Origin of the sequence: Chryseobacterium sp. JAH (assembly GCF_001507335.1) — a bacterium.
Classification (GTDB): Bacteria; Bacteroidota; Bacteroidia; order Flavobacteriales; family Weeksellaceae; genus Chryseobacterium.
Genome location: NZ_LMAH01000003.1, coordinates 1 through 25471 on the forward strand (window position 1 = coordinate 1; position 25471 = coordinate 25471).

General features: G+C 35.1%; 26 protein-coding genes. 8 read left to right on the forward strand and 18 right to left on the reverse strand.

Annotated features, from left to right (window positions below; all coding sequences use genetic code 11):
- Positions 1 to 370 precede the first annotated feature (370 nt).
- From AR685_RS07055 to AR685_RS07065, 3 genes are all read right to left on the reverse strand, one after another.
- The gene (locus AR685_RS07055; RefSeq protein WP_059124536.1) at positions 371 to 1186 is read right to left on the reverse strand and encodes a M48 family metalloprotease; all 816 of its coding nucleotides are present in this window, start codon (positions 1184 to 1186) and stop codon (positions 371 to 373) included.
- Between the two features lie 102 nt (positions 1187 to 1288).
- Entirely contained in the window at positions 1289 to 2110 is an 822-nt protein-coding gene (locus AR685_RS07060) for a ferritin-like domain-containing protein (protein WP_059124161.1), read from the reverse strand.
- A 27-nt stretch (positions 2111 to 2137) separates the two neighbouring features.
- Entirely contained in the window at positions 2138 to 2848 is a 711-nt protein-coding gene (locus AR685_RS07065; protein ID WP_047442218.1) for a ferritin-like domain-containing protein, read from the reverse strand.
- 217 nt (positions 2849 to 3065) lie between these two features.
- Between AR685_RS07065 and recJ the strand changes: the two genes are divergently transcribed.
- The 4 genes from recJ (at position 3066) to AR685_RS07085 (ending at position 6632) form a co-directional block, all read left to right on the forward strand.
- Complete coding sequence (recJ, locus tag AR685_RS07070) at positions 3066 to 4784, forward strand: single-stranded-DNA-specific exonuclease RecJ (RefSeq protein ID WP_047442219.1); 1719 nt, start codon at positions 3066 to 3068, stop codon at positions 4782 to 4784.
- A 119-nt stretch (positions 4785 to 4903) separates the two neighbouring features.
- Positions 4904 to 5497 (forward strand): nicotinate (nicotinamide) nucleotide adenylyltransferase, encoded by a 594-nt coding sequence (gene nadD / locus AR685_RS07075; protein WP_059124162.1) that lies wholly within the window; start codon positions 4904 to 4906, stop codon positions 5495 to 5497.
- Complete coding sequence (locus tag AR685_RS07080; protein ID WP_059124163.1) at positions 5494 to 6297, forward strand: hypothetical protein; 804 nt, start codon at positions 5494 to 5496, stop codon at positions 6295 to 6297. The genes nadD and AR685_RS07080 overlap by 4 nt, the downstream gene beginning before the upstream one ends.
- Positions 6294 to 6632 (forward strand): DUF3817 domain-containing protein, encoded by a 339-nt coding sequence (locus tag AR685_RS07085; RefSeq protein WP_059124164.1) that lies wholly within the window; start codon positions 6294 to 6296, stop codon positions 6630 to 6632. The genes AR685_RS07080 and AR685_RS07085 overlap by 4 nt, the downstream gene beginning before the upstream one ends.
- Before the next feature lie 46 nt (positions 6633 to 6678).
- On the opposite strand, the gene AR685_RS07090 is transcribed toward AR685_RS07085, so the two are convergent.
- Genes AR685_RS07090 through AR685_RS07105 form a run of 4 tightly spaced genes read right to left on the reverse strand, consistent with a single transcriptional unit; the run spans position 6679 to position 8442 of the window.
- The gene (locus AR685_RS07090; protein ID WP_059124165.1) at positions 6679 to 7275 is read right to left on the reverse strand and encodes a hypothetical protein; all 597 of its coding nucleotides are present in this window, start codon (positions 7273 to 7275) and stop codon (positions 6679 to 6681) included.
- A gap of 47 nt (positions 7276 to 7322) precedes the next feature.
- Positions 7323 to 7784 carry a hypothetical protein gene (locus tag AR685_RS07095; protein WP_059124166.1) on the reverse strand — a complete coding sequence of 154 codons (462 nt, stop codon included), beginning with the start codon at positions 7782 to 7784 and terminating at the stop codon, positions 7323 to 7325.
- Positions 7785 to 7834: 50 nt separating this feature from the next.
- Positions 7835 to 8200, reverse strand: a complete 366-nt coding sequence (locus AR685_RS07100; RefSeq protein WP_047442224.1) for a hypothetical protein — start codon at positions 8198 to 8200, stop codon at positions 7835 to 7837.
- Complete coding sequence (locus tag AR685_RS07105) at positions 8197 to 8442, reverse strand: hypothetical protein (RefSeq protein ID WP_059124167.1); 246 nt, start codon at positions 8440 to 8442, stop codon at positions 8197 to 8199. The genes AR685_RS07100 and AR685_RS07105 overlap by 4 nt, the downstream gene beginning before the upstream one ends.
- 286 nt (positions 8443 to 8728) lie before the next feature.
- On the opposite strand from AR685_RS07105, the gene AR685_RS07110 reads away from it, so the two are divergent.
- Positions 8729 to 11014 (forward strand): TonB-dependent receptor domain-containing protein, encoded by a 2286-nt coding sequence (locus AR685_RS07110; RefSeq protein WP_059124168.1) that lies wholly within the window; start codon positions 8729 to 8731, stop codon positions 11012 to 11014.
- Between the two features lie 102 nt (positions 11015 to 11116).
- Positions 11117 to 11944 carry an alpha/beta hydrolase fold domain-containing protein gene (locus AR685_RS07115; RefSeq protein ID WP_228376406.1) on the forward strand — a complete coding sequence of 276 codons (828 nt, stop codon included), beginning with the start codon at positions 11117 to 11119 and terminating at the stop codon, positions 11942 to 11944.
- Positions 11945 to 12008: 64 nt separating this feature from the next.
- On the opposite strand, the gene AR685_RS07120 is transcribed toward AR685_RS07115, so the two are convergent.
- Positions 12009 to 13763 (reverse strand): discoidin domain-containing protein, encoded by a 1755-nt coding sequence (locus AR685_RS07120; RefSeq protein ID WP_059124170.1) that lies wholly within the window; start codon positions 13761 to 13763, stop codon positions 12009 to 12011.
- A gap of 48 nt (positions 13764 to 13811) precedes the next feature.
- On the opposite strand from AR685_RS07120, the gene AR685_RS18330 reads away from it, so the two are divergent.
- Complete coding sequence (locus AR685_RS18330) at positions 13812 to 13934, forward strand: hypothetical protein (protein WP_262483875.1); 123 nt, start codon at positions 13812 to 13814, stop codon at positions 13932 to 13934.
- Positions 13935 to 14542: 608 nt separating this feature from the next.
- On the opposite strand, the gene ctlX is transcribed toward AR685_RS18330, so the two are convergent.
- From ctlX to AR685_RS07165, 7 genes are all read right to left on the reverse strand, one after another.
- A complete protein-coding gene (ctlX, locus tag AR685_RS07130) occupies positions 14543 to 15466 on the reverse strand; it encodes a citrulline utilization hydrolase CtlX (protein ID WP_047442234.1) in 924 nt (307 codons plus the stop codon).
- A gap of 31 nt (positions 15467 to 15497) precedes the next feature.
- Entirely contained in the window at positions 15498 to 16412 is a 915-nt protein-coding gene (locus AR685_RS07135) for a dimethylarginine dimethylaminohydrolase family protein (protein ID WP_047442235.1), read from the reverse strand.
- A 555-nt stretch (positions 16413 to 16967) separates the two neighbouring features.
- Complete coding sequence (locus tag AR685_RS07140) at positions 16968 to 18254, reverse strand: citrate synthase (protein ID WP_047442236.1); 1287 nt, start codon at positions 18252 to 18254, stop codon at positions 16968 to 16970.
- An 84-nt stretch (positions 18255 to 18338) separates the two neighbouring features.
- Positions 18339 to 19631 carry a phosphopyruvate hydratase gene (gene eno, locus AR685_RS07145; RefSeq protein ID WP_047442237.1) on the reverse strand — a complete coding sequence of 431 codons (1293 nt, stop codon included), beginning with the start codon at positions 19629 to 19631 and terminating at the stop codon, positions 18339 to 18341.
- Between the two features lie 213 nt (positions 19632 to 19844).
- A complete protein-coding gene (locus AR685_RS07150; RefSeq protein ID WP_228376407.1) occupies positions 19845 to 20624 on the reverse strand; it encodes a sensor histidine kinase in 780 nt (259 codons plus the stop codon).
- A gap of 639 nt (positions 20625 to 21263) precedes the next feature.
- Positions 21264 to 21986 (reverse strand): hypothetical protein, encoded by a 723-nt coding sequence (locus tag AR685_RS07160; RefSeq protein ID WP_131777603.1) that lies wholly within the window; start codon positions 21984 to 21986, stop codon positions 21264 to 21266.
- 6 nt (positions 21987 to 21992) lie between these two features.
- Positions 21993 to 22625, reverse strand: coding sequence for a response regulator (locus AR685_RS07165; protein ID WP_059124175.1), 633 nt, complete (start codon positions 22623 to 22625; stop codon positions 21993 to 21995).
- Between the two features lie 180 nt (positions 22626 to 22805).
- Here AR685_RS07165 and AR685_RS07170 point away from each other — a divergent pair, with 180 nt between their 5' ends.
- Complete coding sequence (locus AR685_RS07170) at positions 22806 to 23231, forward strand: hypothetical protein (RefSeq protein WP_059124176.1); 426 nt, start codon at positions 22806 to 22808, stop codon at positions 23229 to 23231.
- Positions 23232 to 23287: 56 nt separating this feature from the next.
- On the opposite strand, the gene rplQ is transcribed toward AR685_RS07170, so the two are convergent.
- From rplQ to rpsD, 3 genes are read right to left on the reverse strand one after another with little or no spacing between them, the layout of a single operon-like run.
- Positions 23288 to 23809: a 50S ribosomal protein L17 gene (rplQ, locus tag AR685_RS07175; protein WP_047442243.1), complete on the reverse strand. Its 522-nt coding sequence runs from the start codon at positions 23807 to 23809 to the stop codon at positions 23288 to 23290.
- 6 nt (positions 23810 to 23815) lie between these two features.
- Positions 23816 to 24811, reverse strand: coding sequence for a DNA-directed RNA polymerase subunit alpha (locus AR685_RS07180; RefSeq protein ID WP_047442244.1), 996 nt, complete (start codon positions 24809 to 24811; stop codon positions 23816 to 23818).
- Between the two features lie 33 nt (positions 24812 to 24844).
- Entirely contained in the window at positions 24845 to 25453 is a 609-nt protein-coding gene (gene rpsD / locus AR685_RS07185) for a 30S ribosomal protein S4 (protein WP_047442245.1), read from the reverse strand.
- Positions 25454 to 25471 lie beyond the last annotated feature (18 nt).

Genomic DNA, 25471 nt, shown 5'->3' on the forward strand with positions numbered 1-25471 from the left:
ATGATCGATGATTGTGTGGGAGATTGAGAAATTATCTATGGGATTGTAAAGCTTACAGTGCTGCTGCCCTAGCCCCGATAGAAACGGCATCCTTTTTTAGATTCCACAGGCAACGCAGAGACTATCTAAAAAAGATACAGTGCATAGCGGGTAAAAGCTCCTAGAGAAAAACAATTTAACTTTAAAGATAAATTGGCTATTTCGTTATACTCTTATATATAGGAACGAAAATGATTAAACATTTACGTGCGGGTACAGTATTGTGCATTCTAGACCTTAGTAAGAAGAACTACATTATTTCTGTTACAACAGATATGGCAAAAAAAAAGAGTCCGGCAGTCCCGAACTCTTATTATATATAGTCATAAATTTACTTAGTCAACTTTGCTGTTGGCAGAGAAACAGTTCCAGGATCCTTCCACAATCCGTCTTTTTCTGCTCTTTTTTTAATTGCCTCTGCTCTTTTGTTGCTGTCGGGATGTGAATTGAACATTTTTTGAAATCCAGACTGAGCAGTTCCTCCTTCAGACAATAAAGCCAGTTTTTTAAATGCAGTGTATGCACCTACTACATTATAATTATTTGCTTTCATAAAATCGTATGAATAAGTATCTGCCTGGGATTCCTGTTTTTTGCTGTGAGAAGCATCAAGAAATGCATTCGCCATCTTACCGACCTGACTGTCATTCAATGTGGCAACCGTCGAAGAAGCTGAAGACGCAGCATCTAACGCTGCTGCTTTTAAATATGCTGATTTGATTGCATCTTTTGTATCCTGGTTTTTAACATGACCAATTTCGTGACCGATCACTGCTAGAAGCTCATCATCAGTCATAATATCCATTAATGATGAAAATACACGAACACTTCCGTCTGCACAGGCAAAAGCATTAATGTCTTTTACTTTATACACTTTATAGTTGAGAATCAGTCCATCCTGAGATTTGTGCTTTGCAAAAAGTTTATTTAATCTCACGGTGTAAGGATCTTTTGCACCTGCCACCGGATTATTCTTATCCATATAATCTACAGACTCTTTTGAAAGTTTTACTGCATCTTCATTGGTAAAAGTTAAAGCTTTCGCACCTTTGGAAACAATGTCTGTCGCTTTTCCCAGATTGATTTTCTGTGCATGAACACCATGCATTGCGCTTAATACAAATGCACCAATAATAATTTTTTTCATATGATATAATTTAGTGTTGCCAAGATAATACTTTTTGGCCAAAAAAAATCCTCTTTCGGAGAATTACCGAAAAAGGATTTAAACTAAACTATATATAATAAATTAATCTATGAAAAGCGTTGCAATTGCTGTAGCTTCTGCACCGGTAAGTATCTCGTCATACGCAGCTGAACCTGCTGCAGCTCCAAAAGCGGTCGCTGTATTGAATCCCGCCTGCATAGTTTCTTGTTCGCCAGCATAAACTGGATTTGTTGCAGGAGGCATACCTCCACTTCCACTGCCGCCACTCCCTAACTCGATCCATCCTTTATTGGCTCGCATTCTACGAACCATTGATGCATGTCTTGCTTCAACAGAATGGATTTGCAAAGCTGCCTGCAGCACATCCTTATTTGACATTACATTTCCAGCCTGTCCTTTGTACGCTCGCACTCCCGTATCTTCAAATGCCTGAGCTAGTGTAAGAAACTGCTGATAATTGGTAAATGGACTAAAAGCACCGTTAGCTGTAAAATCGAAAGTAGGTTTTGCAACTGGAGTAGTTTGTAATGAATTCAATGCACCTTTCAGGAAAGTAACGTGAGCTGCCTCATGCTTAGAAATCTGCATAAAAACGGCTCTGTCTCCTGTAGGAATTAAATTTGCCGTCTGCAGGCCAATTCGGTAATACTCGTCTTCTAAGTATTCCAAAGTAAGCGCTAATTGCAATGCATCTGTTAATGCACTTTTCATTGCTACGCCAGGTTCATTTTTGGTTTCCGCTTTGGCAGAAGTCGCCATAAAACTTCCTAATCCTAAAGGTAATGCAGCTAATGCCGCTTTTTTACCGAACGATGTAATATCTGAAAGATTATCTAATCTAGACGTTTTTTTTGTATAAAAAGAATCGTCAGACAATTTATCTAATAATTTTAAAATGTTCATAATAATAGATTTTTGAAATGATTAATGTTAATTGATTCCTCTTTCTTTCCAAGTAAAAGGGGTTTTAATAAATCCTCCGGCTGCCATTACAATATCTTTCGGCTCTTTAGCAACATCAAGACCAGTAGCTGGATCTACTACATCATCTCCGGAAAAAGCTGCAGTTAAAGGATTAATCAAGTCTCTGATTGCAGATGCATGTCTAGCTTCTACAGAAACAATTTTACCTGCAAGCACAAGATAGGTAGGATTGGTAATATATTTACCTGCTCCGTTATAGGCGGCTACCCCTGTGTCTTCCAAAGCTTTAGCAGTCGCCAAAACTGAACTTTTGTCGTTAAAATTTACATTAGGATACTGAAATTCAAGTGTAGGTAAAACATTGTTTGTTGCCCCAGTAATTGCTGCTTTGAAGAAGTCTCTGTGAATAACCTCATGATGATATAAATCTGTCAGCACCTCTTTTTCAACACTTGAGATTCCCGCATAGAAATTGTTAACCACTTTTGTGTAAAAATCAGCTTCAAGTTGCTCAAGAGCGTATGCATAGTTTAAAACACCTACATCACCCATACCCAAATCAAATATTTTATTATCATTGTATTCAAAGTCGTCATCTTCACAACCTACCAAAGTAAGTCCGGCAACGGCAATACCAATGCCGCTTAGTTTTAGAAAGTTTCTTCTGCTGGTATCTAGGGTCGCTCCCTGATTAGAAACATTAATTGTTTTTTTCATAATATTATTTTTAAAAAGGTTTAGGATGTTTAATGGTATGTACGACAATAGTTTTCATTTGGATTTCGTAGTATTTAAAAAAAACAAACATTTATTAAATTAATCACTAAAAAAGACACAATCACCAATAAATAAAACAATTACTAAAGGCTGCACAAGTGATTACGAAGATTATAATCTACTCGTTTTTAAAATAAATTTTACTTATTTTTGTGAAATGAGTCAAAAATGGATTTATAAAACCGAACCTGATGAAGAAACTGTTGATGGATTGAGTTCGTCGCTTGGTTTTGGAACTTTTGAATCCAAACTGTTGGTTTTGCGAGGGATCGACAATTATCAAAAAGCGCGCGAATTTTTTAAGCCCAATTTAGCAGATATTCATAATCCTTTTTTAATGGCAGACATGCAGAAAGCTGTAGAGCGTATTGCAACGGCTATTGAAAACGGAGAAAAAATAATGGTTTACGGCGATTACGATGTCGACGGAACTACAGCCGTTGCCCTAACGTACCTTTATTTAAGAAAGATAGTTCAGAAAAAATATTTAGACTTTTATATTCCCGACAGAAATTCTGAGGGATACGGAATTTCTACTGAAGGAATAGACTTTGCCAAAGAAAATGGTTTCTCCTTGGTTATTGCATTAGACTGCGGAATCAAGTCAATTGACATGATAAAGTATGCGAAAGATAAAAATATTGATTTCATCATCTGTGATCATCATTTACCAGGAGACGAAATTCCTGATGCAGTAGCGGTTTTAGATCCTAAAAGAAGCGACTGCCGATATCCTTTCAAGGAACTTTCAGGCTGTGGAGTTGGTTTTAAATTGTGCCAAGGGCTGAATACAATTTACAAAATACCAGAAACTGAATTATTTGAGCTAACCGATCTCCTTGCTATCTCTATTGCTGCAGATATTGTCTCAATGACCGGTGAAAACAGGGTTTTGGCAAAAATGGGACTTAAAGTTCTGAGAAAAACCCGAAATTTAGGTTTAAGATTGTTAATCCCTGAAGATAAACTGTCACATTTTGAAATTTCAAATATTGTTTTTGAAATTGCTCCGAAAATCAATGCCGCAGGTAGAATTTCGCAGGGAAAAGCCGCAGTAGAACTCATGGTTTCAGATAACCTGAAACATGCACAGCAAATTGTGGGTGACATCATGAATCTGAATGATGAGCGAAGAGAGCTGGATATGTTTTCTACGGAATCTGCTTTAAAACAAATCATAGAATCTCAGCAGGAAACAAAATACACCACCATTGTTTACCATCCCGAATGGAACAAAGGCGTGATTGGAATTGTTGCATCAAGACTTATCGAGACTTATTATAAACCCACTTTGGTTTTCACCGACGGAAATAATGGTGAAATGGTAGCCTCTGCAAGATCGGTTTCGGATTTTGATGTACATGAAGCACTAGATTTATGCTCGGAATATTTTCTAAAGTTTGGCGGACACCATGCTGCTGCCGGACTTTCTATGGAAAAAGATAAGTTTGAAGACTTCAAAGTTAAATTTGAAAAAACCGTTGCCGAAAAAATTAAAAATCATCAAAAAGAGCCTTCAATAACTATTGATGCTGATCTGCACATCGATGACATCAACCGGGATTTTATTAATTTTCACAGAAAACTGGCTCCGTTTGGGCCACATAATATGAAACCTAATCTGGTTTTGAGAAATCAGAAAATTGCGGGCTACCTCAAAACGATGGGGAAAGATAACAATCACCTTAAATTTTATGTCAAACAGGAATCAACCGGAAGAAATATTGAATGTGTTGGTTTTAAACTGGGACAGTTTGCTGATGATTTCAGAAATAAATCTTTCGACATCGCATTTACTTTAGAAGAAAATCATTGGAAAGGTAATGTGACCCATTATCTTAACATTAGGGATGTGAAATTTAGAGATGATGAGTAAGTCAATTTTTATTCTGAAATGAATGGTGAATTTTTAAAATCACATTTAAGGACATTTAATTAAAATTGACAAGTGTAGCAGATTCACTAACAAAGCAAAATTGACAATTGACTTCTAACATGAAAAAAATCGGTTTATTTTTCGGATCTTTTAATCCTATCCATATTGGTCATTTGATTTTGGCCAATTATATTCTTGAGAATTCTGATATGGATGAATTGTGGTTTGTGGTAAGTCCGCAAAATCCTTTTAAAGAAAAAAAATCTCTTCTCAAAGATCATAACCGCCTCGATATGGTACAGCTTGCAGTAAAAAATTATCCGCAGATGCGCGCATCAAATGTAGAATTCTCTTTGCCTACACCAAGTTACACAATCGACACATTGACTTATCTGAAAGAAAAGCACCCTGAATATTCTTTCAGTTTAATCATGGGTGAAGACAACCTCAACGGACTTCATAAATGGAAAAATTCTGATCTTTTAATTAAAAATCATCACATTATCGTTTATCCTAGGGTTTTTGAAGGCGAGAAAAAAGATTCTGAATATTTACAACATGAAAATATTTCGATGATCAAAGCTCCAGTAATTGAACTTTCAGCGACCGAAATCCGAAACATGATTAAAGAAGGGAAGAATGTGAGACCTATGCTTCCGCCGGAAGTTTTTGAGTATTTGGATGGAAGTAGTTTTTATAATAGTACGTCATGAAAGCATTTTTGTTTTTACTTGTCTTATTTGTTCATACAGTTGTTTCTGCACAGATAATTTCAGTGGAAGACTCGATAAAAAATCAAAGAGAAATTGAGTATAAACAGCTACGAGCAAATATCATGAAAGTAAGTGCAGAAAGCTGCACGCGAGATTCTATAAGAGCCGTTAATGATTTTAAAATTACAAACAAATTATATATTTCTACATCAGGTCCCGGCGGTTCTGATTTTCCCGCGACTCAAGAATTAGGGAAACTATTACAAAAACAAAATATCTATTATGGTGGCACTTGGTCAGGCAACTGTTTTGGGACTTATTCAACGGGAGAATGTTATTATATCTATTCGACAAAATTGACTGAGGAAAAATTTGGAAAAAAGGCGATTGATAAAATTTTGAAACAAGCCATTTTTGAGCGAATTCAAAAAAAACCAATAATTATTTTTGAGTATAATGATCATACAGAGTGGCTACACGAAGGAGAAAAGACAGTCGCTGACTCTTTACTTAACAACCTTTTCTTTAAGAAGTTTAAATATCCTAAAGACTATAAAAAGAAAAAGCAATCCGGTCAATCATTTACGGAGGCTACAGTGAACATCGATTTTGAACAAGACAAACTGAATTTAGTCATTGAAAAATTCAGTCACCATTTTACAGATACAAGAAATGAAAAATTTATTCCCCACTTGGAAAAGAAAATTAGTGATTTTATAAATTCCGGTAACTTTGTATTTCCAAATCAGCATTCAATCAACGAAGGATTTAAAAGATCCTTTAAAATATATTATAAATGAATTCTCTCGAAAATCTGTTCTCCAAATATCCTCAGGAAAAAGTTATCAAATGGTTCAAGCAAATCTGTTTGGCTGAAGCAATTTCATGGTTATTCCTTTTCACGGCTATGACCTGGATACGCATCGATCCTGAAGGAATTTTACCTATTGTTTACATCAGTACAATCGGAAGTATTCATGGATTGTTTTTTACACTTTACCTTCTGTTCTTGCCTTCGATAAGAAAAATCTACAATTGGGACGATGAAGATACAGTCTTTGCATTGATTGCTGCTTTTTTTCCTTTTGCTACTATTTGGATTGATAAGAAACTGGCTCGTTTTGACAGAGAATAAAATAAAAGGACTTTTTCAAGTCCTTTTATTTTACTGACATTGGAAGTTAAAGATCTCTTTTCACATGCCCAGTTGCTGTAAAAGTATGATTTGCTCCAACCAGGCCTGTATAGGTTCCGTTCACTGTAAAGTCAATGTAAGATCCTACAGCTCCGAAATTAGTGATCTGAACAACCACATTTCCATTGGAGGACGTGAAATTTTCTCCTGAAAAATAAAAGGAATACTCTGTATTAAAACTTCCCGGTACTCCAAGCACATTATTAAGAGTCATTGAAAATGTATTTCCATACGGTAACATATGATGAATTCTCAATTGTTTTGCCGGCATGTTGGGTGATGTTGATGTAAGGCCGTACCATTCAGCGACGATAGCGCTGCCTAAGACATATTTTACATTTTGGTTATCAACTTTGTAACTCACAAATTCACTGATCGAATTACACGCTACCAAATTATTAAAATTCATTACCGGTGTATTAGCAGTAAAATAAATTTCTCCGGTTGTCTGCAGATTTGCATAATCATATCCTTCTAAGATAAACTGTGGATTCGGCGCACAAGTATATGTAGTAAAAGAAAAGTTACCTGTACCCGTGATAGGAACCGTCATGTACTGGAAAAAATTGGAACTCGATGCCATTCTTAAAAGTGCATAACCATCTGTAACGTCAGTATTGGTACACGTTTTCAGATTTCCCTGAACTTTCCGGTTGATGTTACGGTAATATCTTGCAGAACAAATGTTGATCCCGCTGCAACCAGTGCTAGATTAGCAGTATAAATCACTGTGTTGCAAACATCATACACTTTAAGAAGAAGAGTTTTATTTACCGGAATATATCCTGAAACATCACCGGAATTATCTGTGATACCTGATGTATCATAAGTTTGTCCAGATCTTCTTAATGCAACAACCGTATTAACCATCGGTATTCCTGCAGCATTCTTAACGTTTACTTTTAAAATTGCCTGCGGTGACTGCAGATCGCAATTCCACCAAGAGAAATGACTTACATTTCCTACATAAGTATTTCCAACTTTTGCTGCTGAACCTTCTTCCTGCCAAATTCCTGTAAATTCGTTGAACGACCACAAAGGTATGGCAGCAGGAGCCGTTGCCGTTTGTGCAGCGTCAATCGCTACCGTCATTTCAGCGGTATGACCATTCGCGATCTGAAGATTCTGTCCGGAAGCTCCTGTTACTGAACATATAGCATTCCGAAAGTTTCCATTACTCTTGCGCTTCCGTCAGTACTGTTGGCCAAAAAAGATCCCGGCATCATTTCATTGAGATACTGATCTGAAGATTTCAGGTGAAACATGGCCACATTTACATTTCCGCTGTACGCATTTCCGTTGGAATCTTTAAAGCTTCCGTCGAATTTTACTTTTGTTTCGTTGGGTAAAGCTACAGTAGCTGTGGCTCCTGCGGAAATCGTTGCGGTGTTGGATGCAGGAATCATCATGATGTTGATCCTGTTAGTTCCGCTGGTAGGAACCATTGTACGTGAACCGTTTACAAAACCTAACTTTGTCACTTTAACGTAAGCGAAATTGTCTTTCACATCAGCATTTTTAATGACAAAAATACCTTTAAAATTGACGAACCAATGGTAACCGTTGCTCCCGAAACCGGATTTCCGTCTGTTGACAGAACCAAGCCGTGAAAATTTCTCTGCGCCGAATTTCCAAAGTTGAAATTAGTCTGTTGATTTCCTTGCTGCTGATTTTCGAGATCGATAAAAGAATCGGTCTTACATGATAAGAGGATCATTAAAACCTGGATTAATGAGTAAATTTTTGTCATAGATAATTAAGTTTTTTTGTGAACTCTAAATTAATCAAAAAAAAGTGAATTTAATATTTTCTTTTTCTATGTAACGAAAAGAGCCATCGGGTTGTCTAGTATTATAGAAACCTACCGAAGTAAAAATTCAGTAAATAAATTTTAGTAACTCAAAATCAAGCGCTTACACTTTAATTAAAAACTTATTAACTACTTTGTATTGCATAATACTAAATTAATTATATATCTTTGCAATGTAAAATAATAACAGATACAAGCTTCTAAACTAAAGAAAAAAAACAAACTCATGAAAACACCACTTCTCATCGCTGCTATATTTTTCACCGGACTGACTTTTGCCCAGGAAAAAAAATCTGACACTCTAAAAACTAAAAAAATAGAAGAAGTTGTTTTGACTAAACAAGTCTTCAAAAAACAAAGTGACCGTTTTGTTTACGACGTAGCCGCTTCACCTGTTACCAAAGGAAATACTACTTTTGACCTTTTAAAGCAAACTCCGCTTTTATCTACAACGGATGATAAAACGTTAAAGATTACAGGAAAAAACAATGCGCTGATTTTCATTAACGGCAGAAAATCTAATATGGACGCTGAATCTTTGGCTCAGTTTCTAAAAAATACGCCCGCAGAAAATATTCAGAAAATTGAAGTAATTACTGTTCCGGGAAGTGAGTTTCAGGTAGAAGCATCCGATGGAATCATCAATATCGTTCTGAAAAAGAAAATGAGTGACGGACTGAACGGAAACATGAGAATGTCTAACTCGCAAAATAAATACAATTCAAGCTCTGCAAGTTTTTCGGCTAACTACAGAAAAGATAAATTCGGAATAAGCGCCAATCTGTACGGTGGAGAGAATATTGAAGCGCAACATTACGTTCTAAGAAACGGAAACGCCTCCTCTTCTAATGAATCTACCGGAAATATTGACGACCCGAATCAATACATCGGCGGCTACCTGAATTTCGACTATCAATTAACTGACAAAAGCAACCTGGCACTATCGTGGAATTCTAATGCCGGCAGAAGTTACGATTCTACGGTTAATTTGTTCAATACCATAAAGTCTTTAGACAGCAAAACACAATCTTACATTACCAACTATACCAACTCGAGAAATAATGAAGATGCGCGTTCTTACAACAATTCGGTTAATTTAAATTATGAATTAAAAACAGATTCGTTGGGAAGTAAATTAAATCTAAATGCAGCCTACCTAACTTATAAAAGATTACAGTATACCGATAACAAAACATTTTTTGCTGATGCCCTAGGAAATGATGTAGGCTTTGGACAAACCATCATTCAAACGCTGCCTCAAAAAATCAACAACTTTTCTGCTACGGTAGATTATATTCAGAAGTTCAAGAATGATTTTACAGTTTCAATTGGTGGAAACTTTAATAAAACAAAAACCGATAACGATACTAAAAACGACACGTTCGTAGAAGGTGAGGCTCCTGAATTTGCACCTAATCATTTTATTTATGATGAGAATATCTACGGTGCTTACTTAACTTTAGAAAAGAAATTCTCAGATAAATTCTCAGGAAAAGCAGGAACAAGATATGAAATCACCAACAGTTTGGGAACCTCAGACAACGCCGCTCCTGAGTACAGAAAGATTGAGAGAAATTATAATAACGTACTTCCTTATTTAAGTTTGAACTATGCGCTTAATGATAAAAACAATATCTCTTATGCATTCTCAAGCAGAATGAGAAGACCAAGTTTCTGGGAGCTGAATCCTGTGAGAAACATTCTTACAGAAGACAACTATACTCAGAACAACCCATTTGTAAAGGCATCATCCACCTACAGTCATGAATTGACGTATATGTTTAAAAATTCATATTTCTTGATTTTAAGCCATTCATTATTTAAAGACAAAATTACGCAGGTGCCTTTACAGAGAGACATTTTAAAAGACAGAAGAGATGCAGACGGGAATGTTGTGTTTGATCCTGTAACCAATCTTCCAGTACAGGATTCTTACAAGCAATTGAGATACATCCGTACCAATTTTGGCGATAAGCAGGAAATGTCTGCGATGTTGGGAATGCAAAAAACATTTTTTAATAACTATCTGACCACTAACTTCAATATCGGTTTACAAAGAAATGTAAATGATGGAAGTCTGAGCATAGACCCAACTTCCGGAGATGTATTCCCGCTGTATGAAAACAAAATCAGCTCAACGAGTATTTTGATTCAAACGAATAATACCATTCGTTTAGATAAAAAGAAAACATGGTTTTTAGGCGTGAATTATTTCTTTGTAGACAAGCAGCAAATTGAATTGGGAATGTTGAAAAACCTGATGAGCCTCGATGTAAGCATTAAGAAAAACTGGAACGACTGGACCTTTGCTTTAAATCTTACCGATGTTCTTAGAACTAACATTGTAGAAATTGAAGATTATCAGGCAAACGGAAATTACAATTACGTGAAAAACGACCAGTTCAGAAGAGGCGGAACCTTCAGCATCACCTATAATTTCGGAAATCAGAAAGTGAAAAAAGTAAGAGACATCGAAGGCGCGTCTGATGCCATCAAAAGCAGAACGAGATAAAACAATCATTCTTCATATATTATTTTGTAAGAGAAACCTGCCGGGAAACCGGTGGGTTTTTCTATCTTTAGGAGTATGAATAAATTTCTCTCTTCAATTTTAATGATTTTAATTCTTTACAGCTGTGAAGAAAAAAGCGTCAATCTCGGAAAAGACATTTCGTTTGATAAAGAGATGAATATTTCTTACGGAACAGATTCTCAACAAAAATTAGACTTATATATTCCAAAAAATAAAGATTCAATTAAAGGAATTTTCATCATCATTCATGGTGGTGGATGGAGGGCGGGAGACAAATCTAATCTTACATTTTTCACAATGTCATTAATGCAGAAACTTCCGGATTATGCTTTTGCAAATATGAATTATCGTTTAGCAGATGTACATTCTTTTGTTCTTCCTAACCAAACTAACGATATTGATAGCGCGCTCGGTTTATTAGTTAAAAGATTTCATCCAAATTTTAAATTTATTGTAATGGGAAATAGCGCAGGAGCTCATTTATCAATGTTATATGGCTACAATTCTTTTTTTAATTTTAAACATCATAACAAAATCAAAGCGATCGTTAATATTGTAGGACCAGCTGATTTACTGCATAAAGATTTTGCTCATTACTCCGATTATGATTTTGTTGAAAAACATATGATTGATATGAAAACTCCAACTCCAACTGATCTTACAAACTTAGATATTCCAAATCCTGTTTATTGGATCAATGAAAATTCTCCACCCACTATTTCTTTCTACGGAAATAATGATCTGGTGATTCCACTTTCGCAGAAAGGAATTTTAGATTCAGCTTTACATAAAAATAATGTTCTGAATGCATCTTACGAATTTCCCGGCGGACATCTGGATTGGATGAATGAGAAGAATTCACCTTTTATCATTAATAAAATCGAAAAATTCCTGAATCACATTAAATAAAAAAACGCCTTGAAAAATTTCAAAGCGTTTATCATTTTTTTGCCTTTAAAAGTTTAAAAATAAATCATTCCGACTTCACCACTTCCGTTCTTTCCGAGATACCATTCGCATTGAACGCTTCGATTTGGAAATAATAAGAATCTGCTCGATCGGCTCCTGTAAAGAAATATTCATTTTTCCCGTAGACCATGATGCTTCCATATAGTTTGTCGGGAGATTTCCCCCAATAAATAACATAGCCATCAGCCTCCGAATTCTGTTGCCACTTCATCCAAATGCTTCTTCTCTCACCATATTTTTTTGCATCAGCTCTTAACGGGACAAAATTCTGAACTTTTGCAGGTTTTGCTCCCGCTCCTTTTCCAAATACTCTGAAACCACTTAATGCAAACTTTCCTGTCGGCATTTTCAGGTTTTCTATTTTTAAATATCTTGCTTCAGCGGGTTTTTCCAATTCTACATAGTCATGAGGTACGTCTTTGGTATTTTTGCTTTTATCAACGATTACTTTCCACTTTTTGCCATCATTTGAACCCAGGATTTTATACTGATGCATTTTGCCTTCGGTTTTTCCCATAAACTCAACATCCTGATCGGCATAGTTGACCTGAATGGCATTAATGGTAGACACTTCACCTAAATCTGTCTGAAACCATTCTCCCGATTTTCCGGTTTTGGCGCTCCAATAGGTTTTGATGTCTTCATCCACCGCATTGTTGGAATGATAACCACCTAACGTTGACGAAACCTGAACGGGTTTATTGTAATTCAGCAACATCCAATTGGTGAACAATCCTTTTGAGAAATCCTTGCCCTGAGCGAACTGCGGAAGTAAAGTGGGATAATCTCCGTACGCTGTATTCGTGTACATCACATCATCCTTATCAAAACCTGCAGGCCAAATTCCCAGACGTCTTTCGAAATTATTTTTCGTGGAAATAAAAATCGTTGAGACGTGCCACCAGTTTTTAAAATTATCTTCAAATGTTGCTCCATGTCCCGCCCCTCTCGCAAAGCCTCCGGGTTTATAAGAAAACGGATTGTGCTGCTGGTACTCATAACCTTCCAAAGGATTTTTTGAAACATAAACTCCATCAGAATACCCACTGAATTCTGTTGCCGGCGCGCCGTACTGCATGTAATATTTGTCTTTATACTTCGTTACCCACGCTCCTTCCACAAAAGGCTGCAGGAAAACATTGTCATTGTATTCCCCAAATCTTTCCCAACCGTGATCTTCAGGTTTTAATCTTAAAATCGGCTTTACAAAACCTTCAGACTGTAAGTTTTTAACCTTTACTTCTGTACCTAAAAGCGGCCATTCATTACTGGAACCCCAATATAAATACAATTTATTTTTGTCTTCGTCATAATGAAAAGCAGGATCCCAAGCTCCCACTTTTAGCGTATCAACTGCTATTTTCCAGTCATCGACCGTTGGGTTGGTCGATTTCCAGATCGGGAAATCAGATTCCCATGTTGAACCATAAACGTATAAGGTATCTTTCATCGCCCAAACTGCAGGAGCGTTCAGGTCGTGGGTGTATTTATTGTCTCTGAGGAATTTTCTTTTAACGAATTTCCAGTCGAGCATATTGTCGCTGTGCCAGTAACCCTCCTGATTGGTAGAAAAAAGAAACAGTTTTTTTTGAAAATTAACAATCACCGGATCGGCAGTTGCACGGTGTTTTCCCTGTTTTGAAAAAACTTCAAAAGGTGTGTAACCATAATCGATATTAATCGGATTACAATAAGTTTTTTGTTGGGCATTCATCGAAAACCCTAATAAAGTAGCGAACAAAAGAATATGTTTTTGCATCGTAGTATTTCTTAAAGACAAATTTAATTAAAGTTTTGGGGTTTGCGAATGAAAAAAAATTATAAAGATGCTGGTGAATTTCTGAAAGAACTGAAAACTAATCACGAATTACAAATCCGCAGCAACGGTATGTTTCAATTCATCAATTTACTTTTCGCAAAAGATGATTAAGGAAATTTTACTAAATTATTTTATCTTCTATTCGTTGTAATTTTTTACTTACAAATCGAAATCACAGATTAGATTCTGTAATATCGCTTTAAAATCAGAAACATTGTTTAGAGTAATCACATAGGTGAATCAAATAAAAGATTTTTCACAACACCAATTGTAAGCATAAATAAAAAAAACAGTAAAAAATAAACGAAAAAAATTGCAAATCGTTTTCTATTATCATGTTTTAAAAAATTATTTTCTAAATTGTTAGAATTATTTCTGTCAACAGCATTGTTTAGACCTAAACTAAATATTACAATGATTAAGGTAAATACTATATAAAGAATCATAGATTCTTTGAACTTAAAAAAGAAGCAGATTAATAGAATATCTATTATTGCAATAATCCAGCTTAATTTAAAAATTTTGAACGAGAATATATTTTTTCCCAACATTAAAAACGTCGAATTTGAAAATATAAGTACCAGTAGCACTATTTGTAAGATTGTATTCATAGTATAATCATCATTTAAAGATCTCTGAATTATATCCTTAAAATCTAAAGTAAAAACTTCTGACTCTATTTAAAAGTCAGAAGTTGTATTTTATTAAATTAAAATGAATTATTTTTTAGGCAGGAAAACTTCGGCAAGCATACATCTTGCACTACCCCCACCGTTTACTTCAATAGTATTTAAATCTGAATAGATAATTTCACAGTATTTTTCAATATTTGAAACTTGTTCAGCGTCTAAAGACTGATAAGCGGTCTGACTCATCACCAAAAACTTTTCTCCATCTTTATTCTGAACCTGAAGCATATTTCCGGCAAACTGCTGCATTTGCTCTTCGGAAATTTCAATAATTTCTTTCCCTGAATTCTTAATGGTTTCAATGACCTTGCTTCTTTCCACTTCGTTATCGATGCAGTCAAGACAAATTACCACAAATTGATCTGCAACACACATCATAACATTGGTGTGATAAATAGGAAGTCTTTCTTCACCAACCGTCTGAAAAGAGTGGAAAACCACTGGCATGAAATCATATTTCGCACAGAATTCTCTGAACAAATTTTCATCTAACCGCAAAGAAACTGATCCGTAAGCAATCTTATTATCATGATCGAAAATCATACTTCCTGTTCCTTCTAAAAAGTGACCCTGAATTTCCGGTAACGACCAATCGTCGATTTCGTCAACTTCAAAACCCTGATCTTTGATGCTTTCGATAATATCTTCTCTACGCTCTACTCTTCTGTTTGACGCAAACATAGGATATAAAACCACTTTTCCGTCATTATGAAAACTTACCCAATTGTTTGGGAAAATAGAATCCGGCGTGTGCGGATCTATTGTATCTTTTATTGTGATGACATTAATTCCTTTGCTCTTCAGCTTTTCAACAAAAATTTTAAATTCCGCCAAAGCTTTTGACTGAATATCTGCTCCTTTCTGTTCCATCTGAAAGTAGTTATTCTCTGCCGTTTCTGCATTGTACCCGAATGCAATCGGCTCTATCATTAATACTGTATCTGTTGTCTGCATTTTGTTCTAATTTAAAATTATTAAATCAAATCTATTCTCTTACTAGAGGCATTGTTGAACATCTCAGCAAACCTCCCATTTTAGAAATCTCTCTGTAAGGGATTTCTTCCACAGTCATTCCCCATTCGTTTCTCAGGTGATTATTCATTCTTGTAAACGAACTGTCTGAAACAACAACCTCAGGAGAGATAGAGAAAATATTCGGGAACATTTCAAACATTTCTTCATCGGTAACGTGGAAACAGTTTTCTTCCCCAAAAATATCGATGATTAAATTATAATCGCTCTCGTCTACAAAACCGTTTTTGTAAATAATACATTTATCTGTACCAATCGGATTGAAAGTACAGTCTAAATGCAGAATCCCTTGATAAGGTTCTCTGTCATTTTTCTTGAGTTCAAAATCCAAGATTCTTTTCTTAGGAAAATATTCTTTTAAGATCTCGATGGCATATTCATTGGTTCTGGCCGTCTTAAAATTACGATAATCTTGTGAAAAGCAGGTTCCTATGAAAATAAAATCGTTCCATACGATAACATCTCCGCCTTCGATGTGAGCTGTGTCCGGAAGATTGATAATGTCTCTCCATTTTACTTTTTCAAAAATAGAACGGTAAGCATCCTGTTCATCAGCACGGTCTGCGATGACGTTTGAAATAATCATTTTATCTTCAATGACAAACGAAACATCTCTTGCGAAAACCTGATTGTAATCTTTGATAATACTCGGACGAAGAACTTCAACATCGTACTTTTTTAAAACTTTTTCAAAAGCTTCCATTTCATCAATAATATCTTTTTCTTTCGGATAAATATTATGTTGAATGGAATGATATGATTTTGCATCATAACTTTCTTCTAAAGTAGGATCTGGCCCCATTGAGTTGGGCTGCCCCAAAACCACTGACTTCAGTTTGCCGGTTTCGTTTTTGATATTTAGTTTCATAAAAATTCTTCTGATGTATTGGCTTTAAATAGAGCGTTTTTTACATAGCATGAGCCACAAATATAATGAAACGTCGTTGAAGTCAAAAATTTAATATTGAATAAAATCCATCGAATATTTGATTAAAATATCCGTTTGAATTATTGTCAAAATAATCAAATTCTATCTATCTATTTACTTTTTCACAGATATAAATAACGGTGTTGATCAGGGTGTCAAATCATAAAATCTTTAGAAGAAAAAGTATAAGGACTTAATTTATATCTAAATTAATTGCATGAAGATAAAATATTGAAAAAAGAAGATTTTTGAACCAACCAAAAACGTTATCAACATGATATTTGAAATACTGTAGTTCCATTTTGCGTATAAAAATCAATACATCTATAAACTACTTATAAGGAACTCAAATTTGTCCTACAACCCTTCCGCTGCTCCGGACTTTCCTTGATGAATAGAGTACTAAATTATTTGACGTTGCACTTTCTGATTTATTTCACAAAAAAAATCCCAAAGCAAAACTTTGGGATTTTAAATTTATAGGAGAAACTAATATTATCTGTTTGTAATATCAATATAATCTCTCTTTTGAGCTCCTTGATAAACCTGTCTTGGTCTTCCGATTGGGTCTCCTTTCAATCTCATTTCTTTCCATTGAGCGATCCATCCAGGAAGTCTTCCTAATGCGAACATTACAGTAAACATTTCTGTTGGAATTCCTAATGCTCTGTAGATGATTCCAGAATAGAAATCTACGTTTGGATATAATTTTCTTTCGATGAAGTATTCGTCTTCAAGAGCTACTTTTTCTAACTGCATTGCAATATCAAGTGCCTTATCTTCAATTCCTAAAGCGCTCAACAAGTCGTCAGCAGCTTTTTTGATGATTTTTGCTCTTGGATCGAAGTTTTTGTACACTCTGTGTCCGAATCCCATCAAACGGAAGCTGTCGTTCTTATCTTTCGCTTTAGCAACCCATTTGTTAACATCACCACCATCTTTTTCAATTAATTCAAGCATTTCGATAACTGCTTGGTTTGCACCACCGTGAAGTGGTCCCCAAAGTGCAGAAATACCTGCAGAAACTGAAGCGAAAAGGCCTGTGTGAGCAGAACCTACCATTCTAACAGTAGATGTAGAACAGTTTTGCTCGTGGTCAGCATGAAGGATTAATAATTTATCTAAAGCAGCAGTCACTACAGGATTGATTTCGAACTCTTCGTTTGGTAATCTGAACGCCATTTTGTAGAAGTTTTCCACATAGTTTAGGCTGTTATCTCCGTGGTTTAAAGGTAAACCTAACGTTTTTCTGTACGTCCAAGCTGCAAGGTGAGCAAATTTAGCAATCAATAATTCTGCAGCAAGATCCATTTCTTCTTTAGACTGTACATTAACAGCTTTAGGGTTAAAGGCAGTTAATGCAGAAGTAAGAGAAGATAAAACTCCCATTGGGTGAGCAGAACGAGGGAAAGCATCGATGATTTTTTTCATCTCCTCTGCTACGAAGTTATATTTTTTTATGTTACCGTTGAAGGTTTCAAATTGCTCTTTTGTAGGCAATTCACCGTGTAACAAAAGGTACATTACCTCAGTAAAGTTTGATTTTTCAGCAATTTGCTCGATAGGATAACCTCTGTAGAATAATTCTCCCTGGTCACCATCAAGATAAGTGATTTCGCTTAATGTTGCACCTGTGTTTTTGTATCCTAAATCTAAGGTGATAAGACCAGTTTGGTCTCTTAATTTTGAAATATCTATTCCTCTGTCTCCGATTGTACTATCTACGATAGGATATTCATACGAATTACCATCGTAATTCAATATAACTTTGTTGTCTGACATTATTATAATATTTTATTTAAATTTCTTAAAAATACATAAAAAAACAGCAACCAAAAAATAGTATGCTGTTTTTTTTGAGATTTATTATCTGTTAATTTTAAATGCGTCTAATCCAGGAAAATAGGCTGTATCACCCAAAGCTTCTTCGATTCTTAGTAACTGATTGTACTTCGCCATTCTGTCTGATCTTGAAGCAGAACCTGTTTTAATTTGACCACAATTCATTGCGACTGCTAAATCAGCGATTGTAGAATCTTCAGTTTCCCCAGATCTGTGAGACATCACTGATGTAAACTTATTATGCTGAGCCATTTGCACTGCTGCCATTGTTTCAGAAAGAGAACCGATCTGGTTTACTTTAACCAAAATTGAATTGGCAATTCCCTCGTCAACTCCTCTCTTCAATCTCTCAACATTGGTTACAAACAAGTCGTCACCTACCAATTGTACTCTGTCACCAATTTTATCCGTTAACATTTTCCAACCTTCCCAGTCATTTTCCTGCATACCGTCTTCGATAGAGATAATTGGGTATTTGTTTGCTAATTCAGCCAAGTAAGAAACCTGTTCACTGCTTGTAAACTGAGCTGCATCCGGAGTCTGGAATTTTCTGTAATCGTACACTCCGTCTTTATAAAATTCCGAAGCTGCACAGTCTAATGCAATCATTACATCATCACCAGGCTTGTAACCTGCTTTTTCAATTGCCTGCAACAAAGTATCTAAAGCGTCTTCGGTTCCTTTAAAAGTAGGAGCAAAACCACCTTCGTCACCAACAGCAGTAGACAAACCTCTAGAATGAAGAATTGCTTTAAGGTTATGGAAGATCTCAGTCCCTTTTCTCAATGCATGAGAGAAAGAATCTGCTTTTACCGGCATTACCATAAATTCCTGAAAAGCGATCGGAGCATCTGAGTGAGATCCTCCATTGATTACATTCATCATCGGAACAGGAAGTGTATTTGCGTTTACACCACCGATATATTTGTATAACGGCATTTTTAGTTCAGCAGCAGCAGCTTTTGCAGCAGCTAACGAAACACCAAGAATGGCATTAGCACCAAGATTTCCTTTGTTTTTAGTTCCGTCTAAATCGATCATGATCTGATCCAAAAGGTTCTGATCATAAACTGGAAGACCTACTAATTCAGCAGCAATCACTTCTCTTACATTTTCTACAGCTTTAGAAACACCTTTTCCCATCCACTCAGAACCACCATCACGCAATTCTACTGCTTCATGTTCACCGGTAGATGCTCCAGAAGGTACAGCAGCACGCCCCATCGCACCACTTTCTGTAAATACATCAACTTCCACTGTAGGATTTCCTCTTGAATCCAAAATCTGTCTCGCTTCTATGTAAGAAATGTAACTCATTTTTTGTTTATTTATAGTTGAGACAAATTTAATCAAAATTTAACTTTTTTCGGTATACGTATAGTGTCATTTAATGATTTATGAGTTAAATTTTAGTTAATTTTAAGCATAGCAGAATGTATGAAGCATTCTCAATAAGTTTCATTTATGATCAGTTGAAAAGAAATTTCCTTTATTTGGAAATCGAGCTTTCAGTTAAAAATAATTCCATCATCAGATATTAACTTTAAAAACCTGACAAGTTCCACTGCTGGTAGACGAAATTTCAAATGTACCACCAGATTCTTTCATTCTCCTATTCATATTCTTGAGACCATTTCCTTGGTTCACTTCTCCTACCAAACCTTTTCCGTTATCTGAAACTCTCATTATAAAACTCGCTCCTTTCTGGTTAAACGAAATATTTAGTTTATCCGCTTGACTATGTTTGTATGCATTATTGAGAACTTCCTTCAGACACAGGAACATATTTCTTCTGACCTCCGCTGAAATAGCAGTATCTGAATGGGAAATATTGTGTTCTAAAATAAGCCGGATGGAACTTTTCTTTAAAAAGTTTTCTGAATACATTTTTGCGTAAATTACAAAATCAGCAACAGTATCATTTGCAGAGTTTAGACTCCAAAGCATTTCACGCATAGAGATATTCATTTCTTCGGATGTTTTCAGAAGTTCATTGATATCACTTACCAGGTCTTCGTCGTCAGCTTTCTGTTTTAAAAATTCTGCCTGAAGTTTGAGCGCGGAAATTCCAGCGCCGAGATCATCGTGCATATCATGAGAAATCCTTTCACGTTCCAGTTCTATAGATTTTTGTTTTTCAAGTTCTTTCTGAAGCAGCTGGTTTTGGTATTCTGATTCTTTGAGTTGTTTTTTTTTAAGATCAAGAAGTCGCTTTCTGTTGTAAATTAAAACTACAAAAATGATGAAGCTCACGAAAAGCAGCATCACAATTGTAATCATCAGGTATGTAATTTTTATCTCATCAATCATATTCATTCTCTTTTTTATACTTTAATAACGAAATGAGTAATATTGAATAGAAAATGATATTGACACAAAAGAAAAATGATTGTGACATGATAAGCAACTCTGCATCAACTTTATTAAATAAATACCTTGGAATAATTCTTAAAATAAAAAAAACTCCCCAAAATAACAATCCGCTAGACACCCAAAATTTTGGATCATCCATAATACTATTCTTATCAGGAGACATTATTTTCCCATAAAACCAAATTAGGCTGTACAGAATATAAAGAAAGGCAAAGGATAATCCGATAATTTGGTTGACTTCAACGAAATTATTAAAGATGGAAACCAAAAATGTGGTTACAAAACAACCGAAAATAAGGGTATTCAATTTTTTTAATTTAATGATCTGATTTCTGTTAAAATAGATCAGGAAAAAAACTCCAGAAAAGAGAATGTAAATATTGTACAGAAAACCAAACTGAGCAGTCGTAGTAAAAAATATCTGCAGGATAAACATTAAAAAATCAAGCAAAAAACTGATACTCAAATAAACCACAAGTAATTCCTGCTTCTTCCCTTCTTTAAGATATAAATAAATCGAGAAAAAAGTAACAAAAAACAGAGCCAACAGATAAGCTAACTGAAATTGGGTATACATTACGGCTGCATATTTCCGATATTAAAAAAAGCAATATCTAATAATGTCTGCGGATTATTAACGCGGTCTTTTTCGATCTCAAGAATAATATTCTGTCTTAATCTTCCATCAATCGGGTCATTTTTGGCTGCAGCCAAAAGCTTGGTGCTTGCAGGGAAACCCTTAAAGTTGTTTCGAATATTCTCTGTCTCAAAAGTGATGTACTGTGTATATGAAAATCTCGAATGATCAAATTGCTGTGCGTTATAAAAATCTTTATAATTTACTACATAGGTTGCTGCATCTTCATTTGTAACCATATGTAAGTTTTGACCAGACAATACATATACAACATCGTCTGATAAAAACTTCACATCATCAGAAATATTCGTCGAAGCATTGTTAAATCTAAATAACAGGCTTATTCCTTGTGCATTCTTAATAAAATAGATGTGAAGAAATTCGCAATATTGGACATGCTGATCAAAAACGTTTTGTATCTCATTGATAATAAAAAACTTTGGCGAGTTTAAGGAGCCAAACTCTTTCATATTATCAATTTCTATATCTGCTACCTCCTTTTCAATTTCCTCATTCAGATTAATTCCTAAGAGCAACAGAAGTTTGATATATATATCGGTTTTTGATTTACTTTTATTCCAATTTTCGAAATCTGATTTTAAAATGAGGTTAATAAGATTCAATTTGATTTCTGCCGAGCTCATGTTACGATCTAAGTTCATACAATGTTAGTTTTTAAAATGGTTAAATTTGTTGATAGCTTCTACTTTATTACTGACCTGAAGTTTTCTGTAAATATTTCCTACGTGTTTTTTTACAGTATCGATGCTGATAAAGATCTTATCTGCAATCTCTTTATATAAAAGTCCCTGAGATAAAAGTTCTACAATCTCCGTCTCCCGTCTTGTGAGCTCTTCAAAATCTTTAATCTCAATCGTTTTCTTATTAAAATGAGTCAAAACCCGTCTTGCGATTGAAAAGCTCATCGGTGCACCACCATTGTAAACATCCCTAATTGATGAGAGAATTTTATCCATACTTTCCCCTTTAATAAGATATCCTGTGGCGCCGGCTCTCAATGAATTGAAAATCATTTCGTCATCTTCGAAACTTGTGCACATGATAAAGCTGGTGTTTGGCATCTCTTGCTTTAACTTTCCGATAACGTCAATTCCCATCATATCCTGAAGTTGAATATCCATCATAACGACGTCTGGACAAATACTAGATAAATTTTTGAGTGCTGCACCTCCATCAAAAAACTGGGCAATCACCTGCATGTCACTTTGGTAATCGATCACTTTCTTCAAAGCGTTGTTGTAGTTTTTTTCATCTTCTACGATGGCTATAGAAATGCTCATGTTTTTGGGTTGTTTTTTAGACAAATTTCAACAGAAAACAAAGGGGAAACAATTACACTTTTGTGTAATAAAAAAAATGAGTTTGTGGGTTATTGTTTTGTTTTTTGTTTTTATTAAATTTAATGAAAATTCTATAGATAGAAAATTAATTTTAAATTAAAAATTTCAAAAAGAAATGTAATGAAAAAAGGAATTCTAATTGTGGCCTCTTTTATAGCTTTATCTTTGACAAGCTGTAAAAAAAATGAGAGCGGAAATAAGGGAATTGTGAAATCTGATTCTACGGAAACTATTCTTGCAGACAATGGGCAGGTAGACTCTAACATCGGATACAATACCGACGTCAATGGAAAGAAAAGCATCAAAACAGATTACGTATACAAAGCAACCGACGGAACCTTAGTAAAAGTTGTGTACAACTATGATCCTAACGAAAGTAACGTATCAATTACTAGTAACAAAAAGACATTTATTCTTAATAAAGTAGAATCAACGGGAACTGAAACTACTTATGAAAAAGCGGAAATGAAAGCCACGGTTAAAGGTGACAGTTTGATTCTTCACCAGGGAGACAATATCATCCAACTGGTAAAAACCAAAATATAAGACACAAAAAAACCGCTCAGAAATCTGAACGGTTTTTTTATATTTCTGAATGAATATTATTCACCAGCTTTTTCTTCAGTAGAATCAGTTGATTCAGCCTTAGGCTCTTCAACTTTCTCTTCTACAGCTGGAGTTGCTTCAACAGCTACTTTTGCAGTAGAAGTAGATCTTCTACTTCTTCTTGTTGTCTTTTTCTCCTCAGCATTAGGATTATAAAGCTCATTGAAATCAACTAACTCGATAAGAGCAGTATCTGCAGCATCACCAGGTCTGAAACCAGTTTTGATGATTCTCGTATAACCACCGTTTCTTTCAGCGATTTTCGGAGCTACAGTTCTGAATAACTCAGTAACCGCTTCTTTACTTTGAAGATATGAAAAAACAATTCTTCTGTTGTGTGTAGTATCTTCTTTTGCTTTTGTTAATAGAGGCTCAACGTATACTCTTAAAGCTTTCGCTTTAGCTACAGTAGTGTTGATTCTTTTATGCTCAATCAGAGAACAAGCCATATTAGAAAGTAACGCGCTTCTGTGAGAAGCTGTTCTTCCTAAGTGATTGAATTTTTTACCGTGTCTCATTATTATTTAATTATCAGCGTCTAATTTATATTTTGCAACGTCGAAACCGAAGTTAAGACCTTTTGAATGCACTAATTCTTCTAGTTCTGTCAAAGATTTTTTACCAAAATTTCTGAATTTCATCAAATCAGACTTACTGTAAGAAACCAATTCTCCCAATGTTTCAACTTCAGCCGCTTTCAGACAGTTTAGGGCTCTTACAGAAAGATCCATATCTGCTAATTTAGACTTAAGAAGTTGTCTAGTGTGAAGAGTTTCTTCATCGTATTGGATAGATGCCTTTACAGCTTCAGTTTCTAGAGTGATTCTCTCATCAGAGAACAACATGAAGTGATAAATCAATATCTTAGAAGCTTCAGTTAAAGCATTCTGAGGGCTTATAGAACCGTCAGTTTCAATATCTAATACTAATTTTTCGTAGTCTGTTTTTTGCTCTACACGATAATTCTCAATGCTGTACTGCACTTTTTTGATCGGCGTAAAAATAGAGTCAATAGCAATAGTTCCAACAGGAGCATTGTTTGACTTGTTTTGGTCAGAAGGTACATACCCTCTTCCTTTCTCTACATTAAACGTGATCTCGAAAGTTACATCTGAGTTTAGGTTACAAATCATCAATTCTGGATTAAGAATCTCAAAACCGTTGATCGATTTACCTAAATCCCCAGCAGTAATTACAGTTTGACCGGAAACTTTAGCAACAACCTGTTCGTTAGTTTGGTTTTCTGCCGTAGCTTTTAATCTTACCTGCTTAAGGTTAAGAATAATTTCGGTAACGTCTTCAATTACTCCTGGAATCGTTGAAAATTCGTGCTCTACACCTTCTATTTTGATAGATGAAATAGCGTATCCTTCCAGAGAAGAAAGCAACACTCTTCTCAAAGCATTACCGATTGTAAGCCCGAAACCTGGTTCTAAAGGTCTGAATTCGAATTGACCTTTAAATTCATCAGAGTTAAGTAGAATTACTTTATCGGGTTTTATGAATTGTAAAATTGCCATATTATTGGGTTGAGCAAAAATTTGATTAAAAAATTATTTAGAGTAAAGTTCGACGATAAGCTGTTCCTTGATGTCTTCCGGGATTTGGATTCTCTCAGGAGCAGATACGAAAGTACCTTCTTTTTTCTCGTCGTTGAATTGTAACCACTCATAGTTTGCTTTAGAAGCTAAAGCATCTGCAACCACTTCAAGAGACTTAGATTTTTCTCTTACTGCGATTACATCACCAGCTTTTACCAAATAAGACGGAATGTTAAGGATCTCACCATTCACAGTGATGTGTCTGTGAGAAGTTAACTGTCTTGCACCAGATCTAGTTTTAGCAAAACCTAATCTGTATACAACGTTATCCAATCTTGATTCGCAAAGCTGTAATAAAACTTCACCTGTTACACCTTTACTTCTGTGTGCTTTTTCAAATAAGTTAGCAAACTGTCTTTCTAAAATACCGTAAGTATATTTAGCTTTTTGCTTTTCCATCAACTGGACAGCGTATTCAGATTTTTTTGCTCCTCTTCTTTTGTTAACACCATGTTGTCCTGGCGGTTGGTTTTTTCTTTTCTCGAAGTTCTTATCATCTCCGTAGATTGCAGCACCAAACTTTCTAGCAATCTTTGTTTTTGGTCCAATATATCTTGCCATAATGGGTAAATTCTAAAA

What these genes read in the sequence shown, in the direction of transcription:
- AR685_RS07055 (WP_059124536.1), bottom strand. Translation starts at nt 1,186, where the DNA reads ATGAAAAAAATTATTATTGGTGCATTTGTATTAAGCGCAATGCATGGT.
- AR685_RS07060 (WP_059124161.1), bottom strand. Translation starts at nt 2,110, where the DNA reads ATGAACATTTTAAAATTATTAGATAAATTGTCTGACGATTCTTTTTAT.
- AR685_RS07065 (WP_047442218.1), bottom strand. Translation starts at nt 2,848, where the DNA reads ATGAAAAAAACAATTAATGTTTCTAATCAGGGAGCGACCCTAGATACC.
- recJ (WP_047442219.1), top strand. Translation starts at nt 3,066, where the DNA reads ATGAGTCAAAAATGGATTTATAAAACCGAACCTGATGAAGAAACTGTT.
- nadD (WP_059124162.1), top strand. Translation starts at nt 4,904, where the DNA reads ATGAAAAAAATCGGTTTATTTTTCGGATCTTTTAATCCTATCCATATT.
- AR685_RS07080 (WP_059124163.1), top strand. Translation starts at nt 5,494, where the DNA reads ATGAAAGCATTTTTGTTTTTACTTGTCTTATTTGTTCATACAGTTGTT.
- AR685_RS07085 (WP_059124164.1), top strand. Translation starts at nt 6,294, where the DNA reads ATGAATTCTCTCGAAAATCTGTTCTCCAAATATCCTCAGGAAAAAGTT.
- AR685_RS07090 (WP_059124165.1), bottom strand. Translation starts at nt 7,275, where the DNA reads ATGGCATCGAGTTCCAATTTTTTCCAGTACATGACGGTTCCTATCACG.
- AR685_RS07095 (WP_059124166.1), bottom strand. Translation starts at nt 7,784, where the DNA reads ATGACGGTAGCGATTGACGCTGCACAAACGGCAACGGCTCCTGCTGCC.
- AR685_RS07105 (WP_059124167.1), bottom strand. Translation starts at nt 8,442, where the DNA reads ATGACAAAAATTTACTCATTAATCCAGGTTTTAATGATCCTCTTATCA.
- AR685_RS07110 (WP_059124168.1), top strand. Translation starts at nt 8,729, where the DNA reads ATGAAAACACCACTTCTCATCGCTGCTATATTTTTCACCGGACTGACT.
- AR685_RS07115 (WP_228376406.1), top strand. Translation starts at nt 11,117, where the DNA reads ATGATTTTAATTCTTTACAGCTGTGAAGAAAAAAGCGTCAATCTCGGA.
- AR685_RS07120 (WP_059124170.1), bottom strand. Translation starts at nt 13,763, where the DNA reads ATGCAAAAACATATTCTTTTGTTCGCTACTTTATTAGGGTTTTCGATG.
- AR685_RS18330 (WP_262483875.1), top strand. Translation starts at nt 13,812, where the DNA reads ATGAAAAAAAATTATAAAGATGCTGGTGAATTTCTGAAAGAACTGAAA.
- ctlX (WP_047442234.1), bottom strand. Translation starts at nt 15,466, where the DNA reads ATGCAGACAACAGATACAGTATTAATGATAGAGCCGATTGCATTCGGG.
- AR685_RS07135 (WP_047442235.1), bottom strand. Translation starts at nt 16,412, where the DNA reads ATGAAACTAAATATCAAAAACGAAACCGGCAAACTGAAGTCAGTGGTT.
- AR685_RS07140 (WP_047442236.1), bottom strand. Translation starts at nt 18,254, where the DNA reads ATGTCAGACAACAAAGTTATATTGAATTACGATGGTAATTCGTATGAA.
- eno (WP_047442237.1), bottom strand. Translation starts at nt 19,631, where the DNA reads ATGAGTTACATTTCTTACATAGAAGCGAGACAGATTTTGGATTCAAGA.
- AR685_RS07150 (WP_228376407.1), bottom strand. Translation starts at nt 20,624, where the DNA reads ATGATTGATGAGATAAAAATTACATACCTGATGATTACAATTGTGATG.
- AR685_RS07160 (WP_131777603.1), bottom strand. Translation starts at nt 21,986, where the DNA reads ATGAACTTAGATCGTAACATGAGCTCGGCAGAAATCAAATTGAATCTT.
- AR685_RS07165 (WP_059124175.1), bottom strand. Translation starts at nt 22,625, where the DNA reads ATGAGCATTTCTATAGCCATCGTAGAAGATGAAAAAAACTACAACAAC.
- AR685_RS07170 (WP_059124176.1), top strand. Translation starts at nt 22,806, where the DNA reads ATGAAAAAAGGAATTCTAATTGTGGCCTCTTTTATAGCTTTATCTTTG.
- rplQ (WP_047442243.1), bottom strand. Translation starts at nt 23,809, where the DNA reads ATGAGACACGGTAAAAAATTCAATCACTTAGGAAGAACAGCTTCTCAC.
- AR685_RS07180 (WP_047442244.1), bottom strand. Translation starts at nt 24,811, where the DNA reads ATGGCAATTTTACAATTCATAAAACCCGATAAAGTAATTCTACTTAAC.
- rpsD (WP_047442245.1), bottom strand. Translation starts at nt 25,453, where the DNA reads ATGGCAAGATATATTGGACCAAAAACAAAGATTGCTAGAAAGTTTGGT.